Raw genomic sequence first — 16,665 nt, 5'->3', positions numbered from 1 at the left:
CCTTCCCGGTGCCGGCGCCACGGCGCGCGCCCACCGAGGCCGCAGGACCGTACCCGCGCGGGCTCGGCCCGAAAGCGCCGCCCTACTCCTGCTGGTGATCCGGCCCGCCGTAGTCCGGGCTGGTGAAGTCCGGGCTGGAGTAGCGCGGGCGGGAGCCCAAGGAGCCGCTGTCGGGGCTGGTGAACTCGGGGCGGGTGTAGCCGAGGGTGGGGATACGGCTCTCGGAGGACGTGGTCCGGCGTGGGACATGGCGTTCGGGGCCGTCGTCCGGGCCGGCGGTGGGGTCGGTGAGGGCCGTGCGGAGGAAGGGCAGCAGACCGCGTTCCAGGAGGGCGCGGTGCCAGTCCTCGCGGGCCCGGTCCAGTGCCTCGGCCGGTTCGGCTCCGGCGACCTGGGCGGACGCGCCGTTGCGCAGCGCCGTGAGGAGCAGTCCGGCCATGGCGACGAGACCGCCCGCCGCGGTCAGCGCCGCGAAGATCCAGCCGACGCTGATCAGCGGCTGGGCCAGGGATTTGTCGGGGCTGATGGCGCGCAGCACGTACCCGATGAGGAGGAAGAGGACCGCGGCGATACCGGCGAGCAGGGGCGCGAGCACGGCGATCATGGCGGTCAGCCCCGCGCCGGTGCTTTCGGCCGCTTCCAGGATCGTGGCGCTGTCCGGGTCCGGACTCCCGCCGGCGGCCACGCTCTGCTCCTCGCCGCCCGTATCGGCGGCGGACGCGAGGGGCGCCGGTGCGCGCAGTGCGGCGCGGAGCTGCACATAGCGTTGGTATTCGGCCGCGGCGCAGGCGGCGATGGCGGTGGTCGCGCCGAGCGCCATCGTGCGCAACTGCTCGGTGTTGAGCGGGTGTCCCGTGGCGTCGGTCAGGTCGTCCGGGCGGTATGGGGCGGTACGCAGCGCCTCATCGAGGATGCGCGCGAAGTCCGCGCGGTCCTCGTTCAGCAGGTGCGGAGCGCTGTTCATATGGGTCCCCCGATGCTCCGTAGGGCCGTACGGCCGGCGTTGGCCGGGCAGTGGGCGGAAACGGAGGAGAGCCTGCTACGGATAGACCGATGGTAGAGCGACTCCGGCACGCCGTGACAGAGAGTTTGCGGAAATTGAGTAATGCCACGACCGGTTTTTGCCGGTGCCGCCCCCGGCTTTCGTCCTGCCGCCGGCCGACCGGCGGCAGACTCCTCCGGCAATTCTCAGCCGGCCAGCGGAAGTTGAACGACCAACAGTTTTCCGGCCATCGTGACACCGCCGTCCATGGCGATCGCCAGACCGTCGGCGTAGACATGCGGACCGTCGACGGCGATGGCCTCGCTCTCGCCTTCCTCCGCGCCGACCTCGCCCAGCAGATACGGGATCGGGCTGTGGCCGTGGACCACGCGGTCACCGCCGTAGGCGTCGAGGAGTTCCCGGACGGCGTCCGAGCCGGACTCGTCGCGGAAGGCGAAGCGCTTGGTGAACTTCCGGAACAGATCCCAGACTTCATCCGCTTCACTGCGGGTGAGTACGTCGTGGACGGTGTCGTTGACGGCCTCGATGGAGTCGCCGTATTCGAGGTAGGCGGTGGTGTCGGAGTGCACGAGCAGATGCCCGTCCTCCTCCATCACGGCGTCGAGCCGGGCCATCCACTGGAGGTGGTGGTCCTCCAGGCGGTCCATGTCGGACTTCTGGCCGCCGTTGAGGAGCCAGGCGGCCTGGAAGGACGCGGTGCCGGCGCCGGACTGTACGGGCGTGTCGCCGAACCGCTTGGCGCCCAGCAGCAGCAGTTCGTGATTGCCCATCAGGGCCTTGCAGTAGCCGCCGGCCGCAGCGGCCTCGGCGGAGAGCTGCATGACGAGGTCGATGACGCCGATCCCGTCCGGGCCGCGGTCGGTGAAATCGCCGAGGAACCAGAGCCGGGCGTTGCCCGCCGCCCAGTTGCCGTCGGCGTCGATCAGGCCCTCGGCGGCCAGCGCCTCACGCAGCTCGTCGTAGTAGCCGTGCACATCGCCGACGACGTACAACGGGCCCATGCCCTCGGGCGCGTCGGGGTCCCCGGCCGGCTCGGGCACCGGGACGACCGCCGGGCGGTCGATGAGGGTGTCCGTACGGCCGGGGGTGATGACCGGGAGGTCCCGCGCGGTCGGGGTGTACTCCTCGGGCAGCTCGGCGGGCGGTGCCGCGGGGGGCGCGGCCGGGGCGCCCGCGGGCAGGTGGAGCGGCGGGCCGACGGGCGGCACGGGGGACCCTGCGGGCGTGCCGGAAGGCACTCCTGGCGGCGGAGCAGGCGCCGGAGTTTCTCCCGCCATGGTCCGCACCATGGGTCCCAGACTGGCCCCCTGAGTCATCGACCCCTCCACCTCGCGCCGCCGTGCACCTCTCGGACCTTTGCCTGGTCGACGGCGGTCCGCAGTGTCGTCCGCCCATCATAGGAATGCTGGTCGCGGGTTGTGACGCACCCGGGGGTGGTCAATCCACCGGAGCCCGGCATTCGAGGCTGGTTTATCCCGTGATCGCCCTGTTTTTTCCTGGTAGCTGAGAACGCCCGGTCGTCCGTATGCGGGAGCCCCTTCAGTCGCCTGCCGGTCCCCGCGGCGGACTGACGGTCGTGCGCGGTGACCTTCGCTGGGACGAGGCACGGACGATGAGATCCGTGGGTATCACCTGTTCGATGGGCCGGCCGTGGTCCAGCCCTTCGATCGCGTCGATGAGGATCTGGATGACGGCGGTGCCGATGCGTCGCGGTTTGAGGCTCAGCGTGGTGATCGGCGGTTCGGTGGCGGCGTAGAGCGTGGACTCGCTGCAGCAGACCAGCAGGAGGTCCTCCGGCACCCGCAGGCCGTAGCGCCGGGCGGCGGCGAGCAGGTCCGTGCCGTTGGGGTCGAAGAGCCCGTAGACGGCGTCCGGGCGGTCCGGGCGGGCCAGCAGCCGGTCGGCGGCGACGGCCCCCGCGCACGGGTCGTGCGCCGGGTAGGACTCGTACACCGGATCTTGGCCGACCCGCTCGCACCAGTGCAGATAGGCGGTGGTCGAGAGCCGGGTGTAGGTGTCGGTGGTGTTGCCCGTGAGGAGTCCGATGCGGCGGGCGCCGGCGTCGGCGAGATGGTCGAGCAGGCCGAGGACGGCCGCCTCGTGATCGTTGTCGACCCAGCCGGTGACCGGCAGCGTGCCGCCGGGGCGGCCGTCGGAGACGACGGGGATGCCGTGCCGGACGAGTTCGGTGACGACGGGGTCGCCGTCGGCGGGGTCGATGACGACGGTCCCGTCGAGGGCGACGTTGGACCACACGTCGTGGCGGGAGGTCGCCGGGAGGATGACCAGCGCATAGCCGCGGGCCAGGGCCGCCGAGGTGGCGGCTCGGGCCATCTCGGCGAAGTAGGCGAATTCGGTGAAGGTGAAGGGTTCGTCCCCGTACGTGGTCACGGTCAGGCCGAGGAGCCCCGACTTGCCGGTACGGAGGGTGCGGGCGGCTGCGGACGGGCGGTAGCCCAGCCGGTCGGCCACTTCGCGGACATGGCTACGGGTGGCATCCGGAAGCCGGCCCTTGCCGTTGAGCGCGTCGGAGACGGTCGTGATCGACACACCGGCTGCGGCGGCCACGTCCCGGATGCCCGCCCGTCCCAGCCGGCGACCGGTCGACCGGCTCACCTGGTGCTTCCCTGCTGCTGTCATGGCGAGCCGATAGTAGGGCTCGTTAGAGGCATTCACGGGGCTCGGCCAACGGCCGTGGAAAGGCACGTTTCTGCACGGTGATCAATCCGCAATTCCCTGGAAAATAAAGGAAGTTGACGCAGAAAGTGATCATTCCGGGGGAGTTTTTCTGCCGTCACCTGTCGATCGGTTCCGGTCCCGAACCGGTCTCAAGTCACCTTGACGGGGGACGCGCGCCACGGCGTAAGCCACCGGCGTGCGCCGGTCCGGGGAGCGCTCCCACGGGGCTCCGCGCGGGATCTCCGGAGGGCCGTCCGGAGCGCGGAGCGAGGCCGCTGCCGGGCCGGGGCTGCCGCCGAACGGGTCAATCCTCATAAGGTGTGCAGTATTGGAGATGAGCGGACGGTCGAGGAGGACCTGCGGTGAGCGAGAAGACCCCGAAGCTGCGTGCTGCGCTGGACGGTGTCCCGACCTACAAGCCGGGCCGGCCGGCGGCGGCCGACGGCCCCGTCACGTACAAGCTGTCCTCCAATGAGAACCCCTATCCGCCGCTGCCGGGCGTCCTGGAGAGCGCGGTGACCGCCGCCGGGGCCTTCAACCGCTACCCGGACATGGCCTGCACGGGGCTGATGGCGGAGCTGTCCGAGCGGTTCTCGGTGCCGGTCGAGCACCTGGCAACGGGCACCGGATCGGTCGGGGTGGCCCAGCAGCTGGTCCAGGCGACGGCCGGGCCCGGGGACGAAGTGATCTACGCCTGGCGCTCGTTCGAGGCGTACCCGATCATCACCCAGGTCTCCGGTGCCACGCCCGTGCAGGTCCCGCTGACCTCCGGCGACGTGCACGACCTGGACGCGATGCTGGCCGCGATCACCGAGCGGACCCGGCTGATCTTCGTCTGCAACCCCAACAACCCCACCGGTACCGTCGTACGCCGTGCGGAGCTGGAGTCCTTCCTGGACCGGGTGCCGGGCGATGTGCTGGTGGTGCTGGACGAGGCCTACCGCGAGTTCATCCGGGACGCCGAGGTGCCGGACGGTATCGATCTCTACCGCGACCGCCCCAATGTGTGTGTGCTGCGGACCTTCTCCAAGGCGTACGGCCTGGCGGGGCTGCGGGTCGGCTTCGCGGTGGCCCATGAGCCGGTGGCCGCGGCGCTGCGCAAGACGGCGGTGCCCTTCGGTGTCAGCCAGCTCGCCCAGGAGGCGGCGGTGGCCTCGCTGCGCAGCGAGGCGGCGCTGCTGGAGCGGGTCGACGCCCTCGTGGCGGAGCGGGCGCGGGTGGTGGACGGGCTGCTCGGGCAGGGCTGGACGGTCCCGGAATCGCAGGCCAACTTCGTGTGGATGCGGCTGGGGGACCGTACGGCCGACTTCGCGGCGGCCTGTGAGCGGGCCGGAGTGGTCGTGCGGCCGTTCCCCGGCGAGGGGGTGCGGGTGACGATCGGCGAGAGCCCGGCGATGGATCTGTTCCTGCAGGCCACGGAGGAGTTCCGGAAGGCGCTGTAGGCCGTCGCAGGGGCGTTTTTCCGAGGCCGCGGGTCCGTCGACCCGCGGCCTCGGACTGTTTTCGCACCGGCGTGACCGCGGTCACGTACCCCCCTCGGATGTGGCCGAAAGCCGTAGGAGATAATTGCTTGTGAATGTGAACGCGTTCACAAGCTCGTCCATTATGTGGCGTTTATGCGTTGCAAAAGGGGCATTGCCGTGGCGCGACACGGCGACGTAAGGAGCACGACATGGAACTGGCGTTGGCGCCAGAGACTCTGGCGCGATGGCAATTCGGCATCACGACCGTCTACCACTTCCTGTTCGTCCCCCTGACGATCTCCCTTGCCGCTCTGGTGGCCGGACTCGAGACCGCATGGGTACGCACGGGTAAGGAGAAGTACCTCAAGGCCACCAAGTTCTGGGGCAAGCTGTTTCTGATCAACATCGCGATGGGTGTCGTCACCGGCATCGTCCAGGAGTTCCAGTTCGGTATGAACTGGTCCGACTACTCGCGGTTCGTCGGCGACGTCTTCGGTGCTCCGCTGGCCTTCGAGGCGCTGATCGCGTTCTTCTTCGAGTCCACCTTCATCGGCCTGTGGATCTTCGGCTGGGACAAGCTGCCGAAGAGGATTCACTGCTTCTGCATGTGGATGGTCTCCATCGGCACGATTCTCTCCTCGTACTTCATCCTGGCTGCGAACTCCTGGATGCAGCACCCGGTCGGCTACAAGTACAACGCCGCCAACGGCCGTGCCGAACTGACCGACTTCTGGAAGGTCCTCACTCAGGACACCACCCTGGTCGTCGTCTTCCACACGCTGACCGCGGCCTTCCTGACGGGCGCCGCGTTCATGGTCGGCATATCCGCCTTCCACCTGATGCGCAAGAAGCACCTCACGGTCATGCGGACGTCGCTGCGCCTCGGGCTGGTCACGATGGTCATCGCCGGCATCCTCACCGCGGTCAGCGGTGACGAGCTCGGCAAGGTGATGTTCAAACAGCAGCCGATGAAGATGGCGGCCGCCGAGGCGCTGTGGGAGACGGAGAAGCCGGCGCCGTTCTCGGTCTTCGCCTACGGGGACGTCGACCAGGGTCACAACAAGGTCGCCATCGAGGTTCCCGGTCTGCTCTCCTTCCTCGCCCACAACGACTTCTCCTCGCCGGTCCCCGGCATCAACGACGTCAACCGCTCCGAGCAGCAGAAGTTCGGGCCCGGTGACTACCGGCCCAACATCCCGGTCGCCTACTGGGGCTTCCGCTGGATGATCGGCTTCGGGATGTCGTCGTTCGCCATCGGGCTCGCCGGGCTGTGGCTCACCCGGAAGAAGTTCTGGCTGGCGCCGGGGCTGCGCACGGGTGACGAGGAGCCACCCCGGCTCGCGCTCACCAGGAACAAGGAGCTCGGTGCCCGTCTGAGCAAGTGGTACTGGTCGCTCGCCTTCGTCACCCTCGGCTTCCCGCTCCTCGCGAACTCCTGGGGCTGGATCTTCACCGAGATGGGCCGCCAGCCCTGGGCCGTCTACGGCGTGCTGCGCACCTCCGACGCGGTGTCGCCGGGCGTCTCGCAGGGCGAGGTGCTCACCTCGATGATCGTCTTCACCACGCTCTACGCGATCCTCGCCGTGGTCGAGGTCAAGCTGCTGGTGAAGTACGTCAAGGCAGGCCCCCCGGAGCTCAGTGACTCCGACCTCAACCCGCCCACCAAGATCGGCGGCGACAGCACGGACGCCGACCGGCCGATGGCCTTCTCGTACTAGGAGGCGACTGTGCAACTCCACGACGTCTGGTTCATCCTGATCGCCGTTCTCTGGACCGGGTACTTCTTCCTCGAAGGATTCGACTTCGGAATCGGCGTCCTCACCAAGCTCCTCGCCCGGGACCGGAGCGAGAAGCGCGTACTGATCAACACCATCGGGCCGGTCTGGGACGGCAACGAGGTCTGGCTGATCAGCGCGGCCGGTGCGACCTTCGCGGCGTTCCCCGAGTGGTACGCCACCCTCTTCTCCGGCTTCTACCTGCCGCTGCTGCTGATCCTCGTCTGTCTGATCCTGCGCGGGGTCGCCTTCGAGTACCGCGTCAAGCGGACCGGGGAGCGCTGGCAGCGGAACTGGGAGCACACGATCTTCTGGGCCTCGCTGCTGCCCGCGGTGCTGTGGGGCGTGCTGTTCGCCAACCTCGTGCACGGGGTCAAGATCGACCGCCAAATGGAATACGTGGGGAGCCTGCTCGACCTGCTGAATCCGTACGCGCTCCTGGGCGGCCTGGTCACGCTGGTGCTGTTCACCTTCCACGGTGCGGTGTTCGCCTCGCTCAAGACGGTGGGCGACATCCGGGAGCGGGCGCGCAGGATGGCGGCCGTCCTCGGGCCGGTCGCCGCGGTGCTGCTGGCCGGCTTCCTCGGCTGGACCCAGGCCGGCAACGGTGACAGCGGCAGCCTGGTCGCCATGATCGTGGCGGTGGTGGCGCTGGTCGCGGCGCTGGTGGCCAACCGGCTCGGGCGTGAGGGCTGGGCGTTCACCTTCTCCGGCCTGAGCGTCGTGGCCGTGGTCGTGATGCTGTTCCTGACGCTCTTCCCGAACGTCATGCCGTCCACGCTGAACGAGAGCTGGAACCTCACGGTCAGCAACGCCGCGTCCAGCCCCTACACCCTGAAGATCATGACGTGGGGGGCCGCCTTCGCCACCCCGCTCGTCCTGCTCTACCAGGGGTGGACGTACTGGGTGTTCCGCAAGCGCATCGGCACCCAACACCTCGCCGAGACCCACTAGTTGAGCCACCGCCCCTCGGGGCGGACTCAGCAGGATGGAATGTTTCACGTGAAACCCGTCGACCCGCGTCTGCTCCGCTACGCCCACGCCACCCGAGGCTTTCTGATCGCGGTGGTGGTGCTCGGGCTGGCCGGAGCGGGCCTGGTCGTCGGCCAGGCGATGCTGATCGCCGAGGTCGTGGTGGGTGCGTTCCAGCACGATCTCCCGGTCGCGGCCCTGAGCACGCCGCTGGCGCTGCTCGCCGCGGTCTCCGTCGGGCGTGGCCTGGTCTCCTGGCTCACCGAGCTGGCCGCGCACCGGGCCGGCGCGGCGGCCAAGTCCGAGCTGCGGATGCGGCTGGTCGAGCGGGCGGCGCGGCTGGGCCCCGGCGCGGGACTCGGCCGCGCGGACGGCGGGGAGCCGGGCCCGGACGCGGACGCCGCCGGTCCGGGCACCGCGGCCGGTCCGGGGACGCTTGAGATGCGCACCGGCGAACTCACCGCCCTCGCCACCCGGGGCATCGATGCGCTGGACGACTACTTCGCCCGCTATCTGCCGCAGCTGGGCCTGGCGGTCGTGGTTCCGCCGGCGGTGCTGGCCCGGATCGTCACCGGCGACTGGATCTCGGCGCTGACGATCGTGGTCACACTTCCGCTGATCCCGCTGTTCATGATCCTGATCGGCTGGGCCACCCAGGCGCGGATGGACCGTCAATGGCGGCTGCTCGCCCGGCTGTCGGGCCACTTCCTCGATGTCGTCGAGGGCCTGCCCACCCTCAAGGTCTTCGGCCGGGCCAAGGCCCAGGCCGCGTCGATCCGGTCCATCACCGGCGAGTACCGCCGGGCCACCCTGCGCACCCTGCGGATCGCCTTCCTCTCCTCCTTCGCCCTCGAACTCCTCGCCACCATCTCCGTCGCACTGGTCGCGGTCGGCATCGGCATGCGGCTGGTGCACGGTGAACTCGACCTCTACACCGGCCTGATGGTGCTGGTGCTGGCGCCCGAGGCGTATCTGCCGCTGCGGCAGGTCGGGGCGCAGTATCACGCCGCGGCCGAGGGGCTCTCGGCCGCGGAGGAGATCTTCGCGGTGCTGGAGACGCCGCTGCGGACGCCCGGCACCGCGCCCGCGCCGCGAGGCACCGCGCTGGCCGTCGAGGACCTGGTGGTCCGGCATCCCGGGCGGACCACCGACTCGCTGCCCGCGACCTCGTTCGAGGTGCGGCCCGGCGAGACCGTCGCGCTGGTGGGGCCCTCCGGCGCCGGAAAGACCACGCTGCTGAGCGTGCTGCTCGGCTTCACCGCACCGTCCGGGGGCCGGGCCCTGGCCGACGGCCGCGACATCGCCTCCCTCGACCCCGGAAGCTGGCGGCAGCGGATCGCCTGGGTGCCGCAGCACCCTCATCTGTTCGCCGGCACCATCGCCGAGAACGTACGGCTGGCGCGGCCGGACGCGGACGACGCCGCGGTGCGCACCGCCCTGAGCGACGCGGGCGCCCTGGACTTCGTCGACGCGCTCCCCGATGGGACGGCGACCCGGCTCGGCGAGTCCGGTGCCGGGCTCTCCGCCGGCCAGCGGCAGCGCCTCGGGATCGCCCGCGCCTTCCTCGCCGACCGCCCGATCCTGCTCCTGGACGAGCCGACCGCGAATCTGGACGGTGCCACCGAGGAGACGATCGTGGCCGCCGTCCGCCGGCTCGCGGCCGGCCGTACGGTGCTGCTCGTCGTCCACCGGCCGGCGCTGCTCGCGGTGGCTGACCGGGTGGTGCGGCTGCCGGACCCGCAGGTGGCGTCGGCCGGGGCGGACGCCCCGGCGGCGGTGCGCCCGCAGACGGCCGGGGACGCGGTCGCCGGGGACGGTGGTCCCGCCGGGACGGCGACGGCCGCGGACACGGTGCCCGATGCCCCCGAGCTGACGTCCGAAGCCGCGCCCGACGAGGCCACCGCCCGCGGGCCGGCGCTCACCCGGCTGCGGCGGCTGGCCCGTGCCCACCGGGCGCGGTTCGCGTGGGCGCTGCTGCTCGGGAGCCTGGCGCTGGGCTGCGCGGTGGGCCTGATGGCGACCTCCGGCTGGCTGATCTCGCGGGCGGCGCAGCAGCCTCCGGTGCTGTATCTGATGGTGGCGGTGACCGCGACCAGGGCGTTCGGCATCGGGCGCGCGGTCTTCCGGTACGCCGAGCGGCTGGTGGCCCATGACGCGGTGTTCCGGATACTCGCCGACGTGCGGGTGGCCGTCTTCCGGCGGCTGGAGCGGCTGGCGCCGGCCGGGCTCCGGGAGCGCAGCCGGGGTGATCTGCTGTCGCGGCTGGTGGCCGATGTCGATGCGGTGCAGGACTACTTCCTGCGCTGGCTGCTGCCCGTCGGTGCGGCGCTGCTGGTCGGCGCCGGGACGGTCGGTTTCACCGGATGGCTGCTGCCGGAGGCCGGTGCGATCCTCGCCGCCGGACTGCTGCTCACCGGTGTGGGGGTGCCGGTGCTCTCGGGCGCGCTGGCCCGCCGTACGGAGCGCCGGCTGGCGCCGGCCCGCGGACGGCTCGCCACCCGGGTCGTCGATGTGCTCACCGGTACCGCCGAGTTGACGGTGGCCGGAGCCCTGGGGGCCCGTACGGACGCGGTGCGCCGCGCGGACCGGGAGCTGACCCGGATCGCGTCCCGCTCGGCCGCCGTGGCCGGGGCCGGCGCCGGGCTGTCGGCGCTGCTGTGCGGGCTGACGGTCGCGGCCTCGGCGGTGGCCGGCGTCCAGGCCGTGCAGGCGGGCCGGCTGACGGGCGTGGCGCTGGCCGTCGTCGTGCTGACTCCGCTGGCCGCGTTCGAGGCGGTGACGGGGCTGCCGCTCGCCGTGCAGTACCGCCGGCGCACCCGGCACGCCGCCGAGCGGGTCTTCGAGGTGCTGGACGCGCCCGCGCCGGTGTCCGAGCCGGCCGCCCCGGCCCCCGCGCCCGCGACGCCGTTCCCGCTGGCCGTACGGGAGCTGACCGCACGTCACCCGGGACAGGGCCGGCCGGCGCTGGACGGCATCGGCTTCACCCTGACCGCCGGGCACCGGCTCGCCGTCGTCGGCGCGTCCGGCTCCGGCAAGACCACGCTGGCACAGGTGCTGCTGCGCTTCCTGGACGAGGAGTCGGGCAGCTACACGCTGGGCGGTACGGAGGCCAGGGAGCTGGCCGGGGACGCGGTGCGGCGGCTGGTGGGGCTGTGTGCGCAGGACGCGCACCTCTTCGACAGCTCGCTGCGGGAGAACCTCAGGCTCGCCCGTCCGGACCGGCGCGGGACTCCCGGCGACCAGGACCTGTGGGACGTGCTCGGCCGGGCGAGGCTCGCCGACTGGGTGCGGGGGCTGCCGGCCGGCCTGGACACCATGGTCGGGGAGCGCGGCGCCCGGCTGTCCGGCGGCCAGCGGCAGCGGCTGGCACTGGCCCGTGCGCTGCTCGCGGACTTCCCGGTGCTCGTCCTGGACGAGCCCGCCGAGCACCTCGACCTGGCCACCGCCGACGCGCTGACCGCCGATCTGCTGACCGCGACCGAAGGCCGTACGACGGTCCTGATCACCCACCGGCTCACCGGCCTCGACGCGGTCGACGAGGTGCTGGTCCTGGACCACGGCCGGGCCGTGCAGCGCGGGACCTACGCGGAGCTGACCGCGGCGGACGGCCCGTTCCGGCGGATGCTGGAGCGTGAGCGGGCGGTGGACGCGGCGTACGGCGCGGCCCAGCCGGTGGTGTAGCGCGGGCCCGGCCGCGGCGCGGGCGGGAGCGCCCCGTACGCAGGGGGCAGCCCGCCCGAGCAGCCCGTCGGCACCCCTCCGCCGCAAACCTGGACTTTCCCCGGAAATCAGCCCTTATTAGGCTCGGGGCATGGCAGCCACGGCAGGACCCCCCTCAGACCCCGGGGGCATCGGGAGCGGTGGCCCGGACGCGGCCCCGGACCCCATGGACGCCGCCACCGAGGCGACCCGCAGCCTGCGGGGTCTCTCGTCGGAGCTGACGGCCCGGGTGCCGCAGCTGCTGGAGGCGATGCGCACGGTCGGCGCGGGGCTCGATCTGCACGTCACCCTCGACCGCATCGTGGAGACCGCCGCCGAGCTGGCCGACGCCCGCTATGCGGCGATCGGGATCATCGACGACACCCGTGAGGGGCTGTCGGACTTCGTGACGTACGGCGTGACCCCGCAGCAGCACGAGCGGATCGGGGCGCTGCCCGACGGCCACAAGGGATTGCTGGGTGCGCTCATCCACGATCCCAAGCCGCTGCGCCTCGACGATCTGACGAAGGACGCCCGCTCGGCCGGGTTCCCGCCGGGGCATCCACCGATGCGGACCTTCCTCGGGGTGCCGATCCGCGTCCAGGGCGACATCTTCGGCAACCTCTATCTGACGGAGAAGCGCGACGGCGGGGTGTTCAGCGAGGAGGACCTGCACATGGTGCGGGTGCTGGCCACCGAGGCCGGTATCGCGATCGGCAACGCCCGGCTGCATGCGGCGACCCGGCAGCGGGAGCGGTGGATCGACGGTTCGGTGGCGGTGACCACCGAGCTCCTGGCCGGCAGCGATGTCGACGACGCGCTCGCGGTGGTCGCCGAGCAGGCCAGGAAGCTGGCGGACTCGGCGGCCGGGATCGTGCTGCTGCCCGATGAGGAGGGCGGCCTGGAGATCGTCGCGGTGTCGGCGGACGATCCCGCCGGGATCATGGGGACGCAGATTCCCACCGACAGCCCGGTGGTCGAACAACTCCTCGCCGGGGAGCCGGTGTTCGTGGACGACTCGGCCACCGATCCGCGCATGGTCACCGATATCGCGCAGCGCTTCGGCCCCAGCATGATGCTGCCGCTCAAAAGCGGCGGACGGGTGCTGGGGACCCTCGCGACACCGCGGTCACGGGGCGCGCGCCCGTTCACCGGTGCCGAGCGAACGCTGGCCACCCAGTTCGCGGCGCAGGCCGCGCTGGCGCTGGTGCTGGCCGATGCCCAGCGCGACCGCGAGCGCCTCGCGGTCTACGAGGACCGCGACCGGATCGCCCGTGACCTGCACGATCTCGTGATTCAACGGCTGTTCGCGACCGGCATGATGCTGGAGAGCGCCCAGCGCAGAACCATCGTGCCGGATGTGGCCCAGGGCGTCGGCAAGGCCGTCGACGAGCTGGATGTGACCATCCAGGAGATCCGGACCGCGATCTTCGCCCTCCAACAGGGCCCGGCCGAGGCGCCGTCCGGGCTGCGGACCCGGGTGCTGCGCGAGATCGGCACCGCCGCCGTACCGCTCGGCTTCCAGCCCTCGGCCGGTTTCGTCGGCCCGGTCGACTCCCGGGTCGGCGAGCTGACCGGCAAGAACCTGATCGCGGCGCTGCGGGAGGCGCTGTCGAACGCCTTCCGGCACTCCCAGGCCTCCCGGATCGAGGTCGTCGTCGATGCCACGATCCGGCTGCCGGACGGCACCGACGGCGTCCGTCTCACCGTCGCCGACGACGGCATCGGCATCCCGGAGAACGGCCGCCGCAGTGGCCTCAGGAACCTCGCCAACCGGGCGGAGTCGCTGGGCGGCTCCAGCACCTACGGCCCGGGTCTGGGCGAGGGCGGCACGGGTACGACGGTGGTGTGGGAGGCGCCGCTGTGAGCCGGCGGGGGGGCGACGGCGTCGCGCGGGCCGGGCAGGGTGCCGGGGTGACGTCCTAGAGGTGACCGTCCCGCAGGATGCGCTCGATGACCGCCGCGACCCCGTCGTCGTTGTTGGACGCGGTACGGCGCGTCGTGGCGGCCAGCACGTCCGGGTGCGCGTTGGCCATGGCGTACGAGGCCCCGGCCCAGGACAGCATCGCTATGTCGTTCGGCATGTCCCCGAAGGCGACGACCTCTTCCGGCGCGATACCGCGCTCCGCACAGCAGCGGGCGAGGGTGCCGGCCTTGCTGACGCCGGGCCCGCTGATCTCCAGGAGCGCGGTGGGGCTGGACCGGGTGAAGGTGGCGAGACCGCCGGCCGCCTCACGGGCCAGGGCGAGGAAGGCGTCGGGGTCCAGCTCGGGGTGGTGCGCCAGCAGCTTGATCACGGGCTGGTCGGGGAAGGCAGGCAGGTCCGTGCCGCCGTCCGGCCCGTCCGGGTCGGCGTCCTCCGGTCCCAGGGGCGGCACGAAGTCGTCGGCGAGCAACTTCTCCGCGGGGGCCACGACCGCGGCCGGGTCGAGGAGCAGCGGCGGGTACTGCGGCTCGTAGTGGATGCCGCCGGTCCGTTCCACCGCGAACGAGGTGCCCGGCGCGGCGCCGCGCAGTGCGTCCACGACCTGGCGGGCCGCGGTCCGCTCCAGGGGGCTGACCTCGACGATCCGGCCGCCGCGGTGCAGGTCGACGACGGCCGCGCCGTTGGCGCAGATCGCCAGGCCGTGACCGTGCACATGGTCGCTGACCACGCCCATCCAGCGGGCCGGGCGTCCGGTGACGAAGAAGACCTCCAGGCCGGCCCGTTCCGCGGCGGCGAGCGCGGCGATGGTGCGGTCGGAGACCGTCTTGTCGTCGTGCAGCAGCGTGCCGTCGAGGTCGGTGGCGATCAGCCGGGGCGTAACGGCCGTTTCGGGCGCCCGGAGGGACGGGGCGGAGGCATCAGTCACGGGGCCATCTTCCCGTACCGCCGTGCACAGGCGTGCGGTGGGTTGCGCGGATGAGCCCGGGCGCCGCCCGGCCGGGGCGTTCGGGCAGGCGGGCGCCGCTGTCCCGGTGCACCGCGCGGAATCGTCCGGTCCATGGGGGCGGCCGTAGGCTCGGTGTATGCGACTGAGCACCTTGATACTCCCGGTCCGCCGCTGGTCCGAGGGCGGGCGGGAGGTGTGGCAGCGCGCCGAGGAACTGGGCTTCCACGCCGCGTACACCTATGACCACCTCTCGTGGCGGAGCTTCCGCGACACCACCTGGTTCGGCGCCGTGCCGACGCTGACCGCGGCCGCCGGTGTGACCTCCCGGCTGCGGCTGGGCACCCTCGTCACCTCGCCGAACTTCCGGCACCCGGTCACCCTCGCCAAGGAACTGATCTCGCTCGACGACATCAGCGACGGCCGGATCACCCTCGGCGTCGGTGCCGGCGGCAACGGTTTCGACGCCACCGCGCTCGGCCAGGAGCCCTGGGCGCCGCGCGAACGGGCCGACCACTTCGCCGAGTTCGTCGCGCTGCTGGACCGGCTGCTGAGCCAGGACGTGGTCTCCCATGAGGGCACGCACTACTCCGCGCACGAGGTGCGCAACATTCCCGGGTGTGTGCAGCGGCCGCGGCTGCCCTTCGCGGTGGCGGCCACCGGCCCGCGCGGGCTGGAGCTGGCCGCCCGGTACGGCCAGGCCTGGGTGACGACCGGCGACCCCAAGGTGTCGAACGGGGGCGGCACGCCGGCCGAGTCGCGCGAGGCGATCCGCGGACAGATCGAGCGGCTGGGCAAGGCCTGCGCCGACCAGGGCCGTGACGTCGCCGAGCTGAAGAAGATCATGCTGGCCGGCTTCACCCCGGACCGTCCGCTGGACTCCGTGGACGCCTTCGTGGACTTCGCCGGTCACCACGCCGAGCTGGGCATCGACGAGCTGGTCCTCCACTGGCCGATCGCCGATTCGCTCTTCGAGGCCGATCCCGCGGTCTTCGAGCGGATCGCCACGGAGGGCGCGGCGCAGGTGGCCGCTCTGTAGGACGGTCCCGGTGGCGCCCGGTGGACGGTTCCCGGCCGGGCGCTCCTACGGGACCGGGGAGCGCCACCGCCCGCGCGCCCCGCTGCTCCCGTCCGCCGACGCGCCGCGCCTCCCCCTGGCCAGGGCTTTATCCCGCATATAGCCCTGAAGAGGGAGAATTGGGGCAGCGGCGCAGTGCGCGGCATGCGGCGCGCGGTGCGAGGCGGCGCGCGAGCGGGCCGGTGCACTGCGCGAAGTGCGGCGTGTGTGGAGGAGCCATGGCACAGACCCGATTCGCCCCGGACCGCGGGCTGACCTCGCGCATGGTCACGACGATGTTCTTCATCGGACTGCTGTACATCGTGGTCGTCGGCGTGCTGGTGGTGCTGCTCAAGGGCGCCTGGGTGGTGGTGCTGGTGATCGCCGGCGCCCTGTTCGTCGCGCAGTTCTGGTTCAGCGACCGGATCGCGGCCTTCAGCATGGGCGCGCGGGAGGTCACCCCGGAGCAGGCGCCCGAACTGCACGGCGCCGTCGACCGGCTGTGCGCGCTGGCCGACATGCCCAAGCCGCGGGTCGCGATCGCCGAGTCGGACGTGCCGAACGCCTTCGCCACCGGCCGCGGCCAGAAGAACTCGCTGGTGTGCGCCACCACGGGGCTGCTCCGGCGGCTGGAGCCGGAGGAGCTGGAGGGGGTGCTGGCCCACGAGCTCTCGCATGTCGCGCACCGCGATGTCGCCGTGATGACCATCGCCTCGTTCCTCGGCGTATTGGCCGGGATCATCACCCGGGCCGCCCTGTGGAGCGGTATCGGCCGCGACAACCGGGACCAGAACACCGCCATCGCCGTGCTCATCGTCACCGCCGTCAGCGCGGTCGTCTACGCGCTGAGCTTCCTGCTGACCCGGCTGCTGTCCCGTTACCGCGAGCTGTCCGCCGACCGGGCCGCCGCCCTGCTGACCGGCCGGCCGTCGGCACTGGCCGCCGCACTGACCAAGGTCACCGGCCAGATCGCGAGAATCCCGACCGAGGATCTGCGCAAGGCCCAGCCGTACAACGCCTTCTACTTCGCCCCCGCGTTCAACAAGGAGAGCTTCAGCAGGCTGCTGTCCTCGCACCCGACGCTGGAACAGCGGCTGGACCAGCTGGCCCGGATCTCGACGGAGCTGGGGCGGGCGTGAGGCACGGT

General features: G+C 71.8%; 11 protein-coding genes. 7 read left to right on the top strand and 4 right to left on the bottom strand.

Features of this window, described 5'->3' with window-relative positions; all coding sequences use genetic code 11:
- Nucleotides 1–82: 82 nt before the first annotated feature.
- The 3 genes from ACGFN2_RS05795 to ACGFN2_RS05785 form a co-directional block, all read right to left on the bottom strand.
- Entirely contained in the window at nt 83–964 is an 882-nt protein-coding gene (locus tag ACGFN2_RS05795; protein ID WP_393357803.1) for a hypothetical protein, read from the bottom strand.
- Nucleotides 965–1,188: 224 nt separating this feature from the next.
- Nucleotides 1,189–2,292: a metallophosphoesterase gene (locus ACGFN2_RS05790; RefSeq protein ID WP_362600250.1), complete on the bottom strand. Its 1,104-nt coding sequence runs from the start codon at nt 2,290–2,292 to the stop codon at nt 1,189–1,191.
- Between the two features lie 250 nt (nt 2,293–2,542).
- Nucleotides 2,543–3,643 carry a LacI family DNA-binding transcriptional regulator gene (locus tag ACGFN2_RS05785; RefSeq protein ID WP_362600247.1) on the bottom strand — a complete coding sequence of 367 codons (1,101 nt, stop codon included), beginning with the start codon at nt 3,641–3,643 and terminating at the stop codon, nt 2,543–2,545.
- A gap of 401 nt (nt 3,644–4,044) precedes the next feature.
- On the opposite strand from ACGFN2_RS05785, the gene hisC reads away from it, so the two are divergent.
- The 5 genes from hisC (at nt 4,045) to ACGFN2_RS05760 (ending at nt 13,458) form a co-directional block, all read left to right on the top strand.
- A complete protein-coding gene (gene hisC, locus ACGFN2_RS05780) occupies nt 4,045–5,124 on the top strand; it encodes a histidinol-phosphate transaminase (protein WP_393357800.1) in 1,080 nt (359 codons plus the stop codon).
- Between the two features lie 230 nt (nt 5,125–5,354).
- A complete protein-coding gene (locus ACGFN2_RS05775) occupies nt 5,355–6,863 on the top strand; it encodes a cytochrome ubiquinol oxidase subunit I (protein WP_362604083.1) in 1,509 nt (502 codons plus the stop codon).
- A 9-nt stretch (nt 6,864–6,872) separates the two neighbouring features.
- A complete protein-coding gene (gene cydB, locus ACGFN2_RS05770; protein ID WP_393357798.1) occupies nt 6,873–7,874 on the top strand; it encodes a cytochrome d ubiquinol oxidase subunit II in 1,002 nt (333 codons plus the stop codon).
- Between the two features lie 39 nt (nt 7,875–7,913).
- Nucleotides 7,914–11,573 carry a thiol reductant ABC exporter subunit CydD gene (cydD, locus tag ACGFN2_RS05765; protein WP_393357796.1) on the top strand — a complete coding sequence of 1,220 codons (3,660 nt, stop codon included), beginning with the start codon at nt 7,914–7,916 and terminating at the stop codon, nt 11,571–11,573.
- A gap of 205 nt (nt 11,574–11,778) precedes the next feature.
- Nucleotides 11,779–13,458: a GAF domain-containing protein gene (locus ACGFN2_RS05760; RefSeq protein WP_393358014.1), complete on the top strand. Its 1,680-nt coding sequence runs from the start codon at nt 11,779–11,781 to the stop codon at nt 13,456–13,458.
- Nucleotides 13,459–13,513: 55 nt separating this feature from the next.
- Here the strand turns inward: ACGFN2_RS05760 and ACGFN2_RS05755 are convergent, their stop codons facing one another.
- Nucleotides 13,514–14,443 (bottom strand): HAD family hydrolase, encoded by a 930-nt coding sequence (locus ACGFN2_RS05755; RefSeq protein WP_393357794.1) that lies wholly within the window; start codon nt 14,441–14,443, stop codon nt 13,514–13,516.
- A 157-nt stretch (nt 14,444–14,600) separates the two neighbouring features.
- Between ACGFN2_RS05755 and ACGFN2_RS05750 the strand changes: the two genes are divergently transcribed.
- On the top strand, nt 14,601–15,500 hold the full coding sequence (locus ACGFN2_RS05750) for an LLM class flavin-dependent oxidoreductase (RefSeq protein ID WP_362604075.1): 900 nt from the start codon (nt 14,601–14,603) through the stop codon (nt 15,498–15,500).
- A 257-nt stretch (nt 15,501–15,757) separates the two neighbouring features.
- Nucleotides 15,758–16,657: a zinc metalloprotease HtpX gene (gene htpX, locus ACGFN2_RS05745; RefSeq protein WP_393357791.1), complete on the top strand. Its 900-nt coding sequence runs from the start codon at nt 15,758–15,760 to the stop codon at nt 16,655–16,657.
- Nucleotides 16,658–16,665 lie beyond the last annotated feature (8 nt).

The organism is Streptomyces sp. NPDC048612 (assembly GCF_043199295.1).
GTDB lineage: Bacteria > Actinomycetota > Actinomycetes > Streptomycetales > Streptomycetaceae > Streptomyces.
This window is presented reverse-complemented; position numbering and strand designations above follow the sequence as displayed.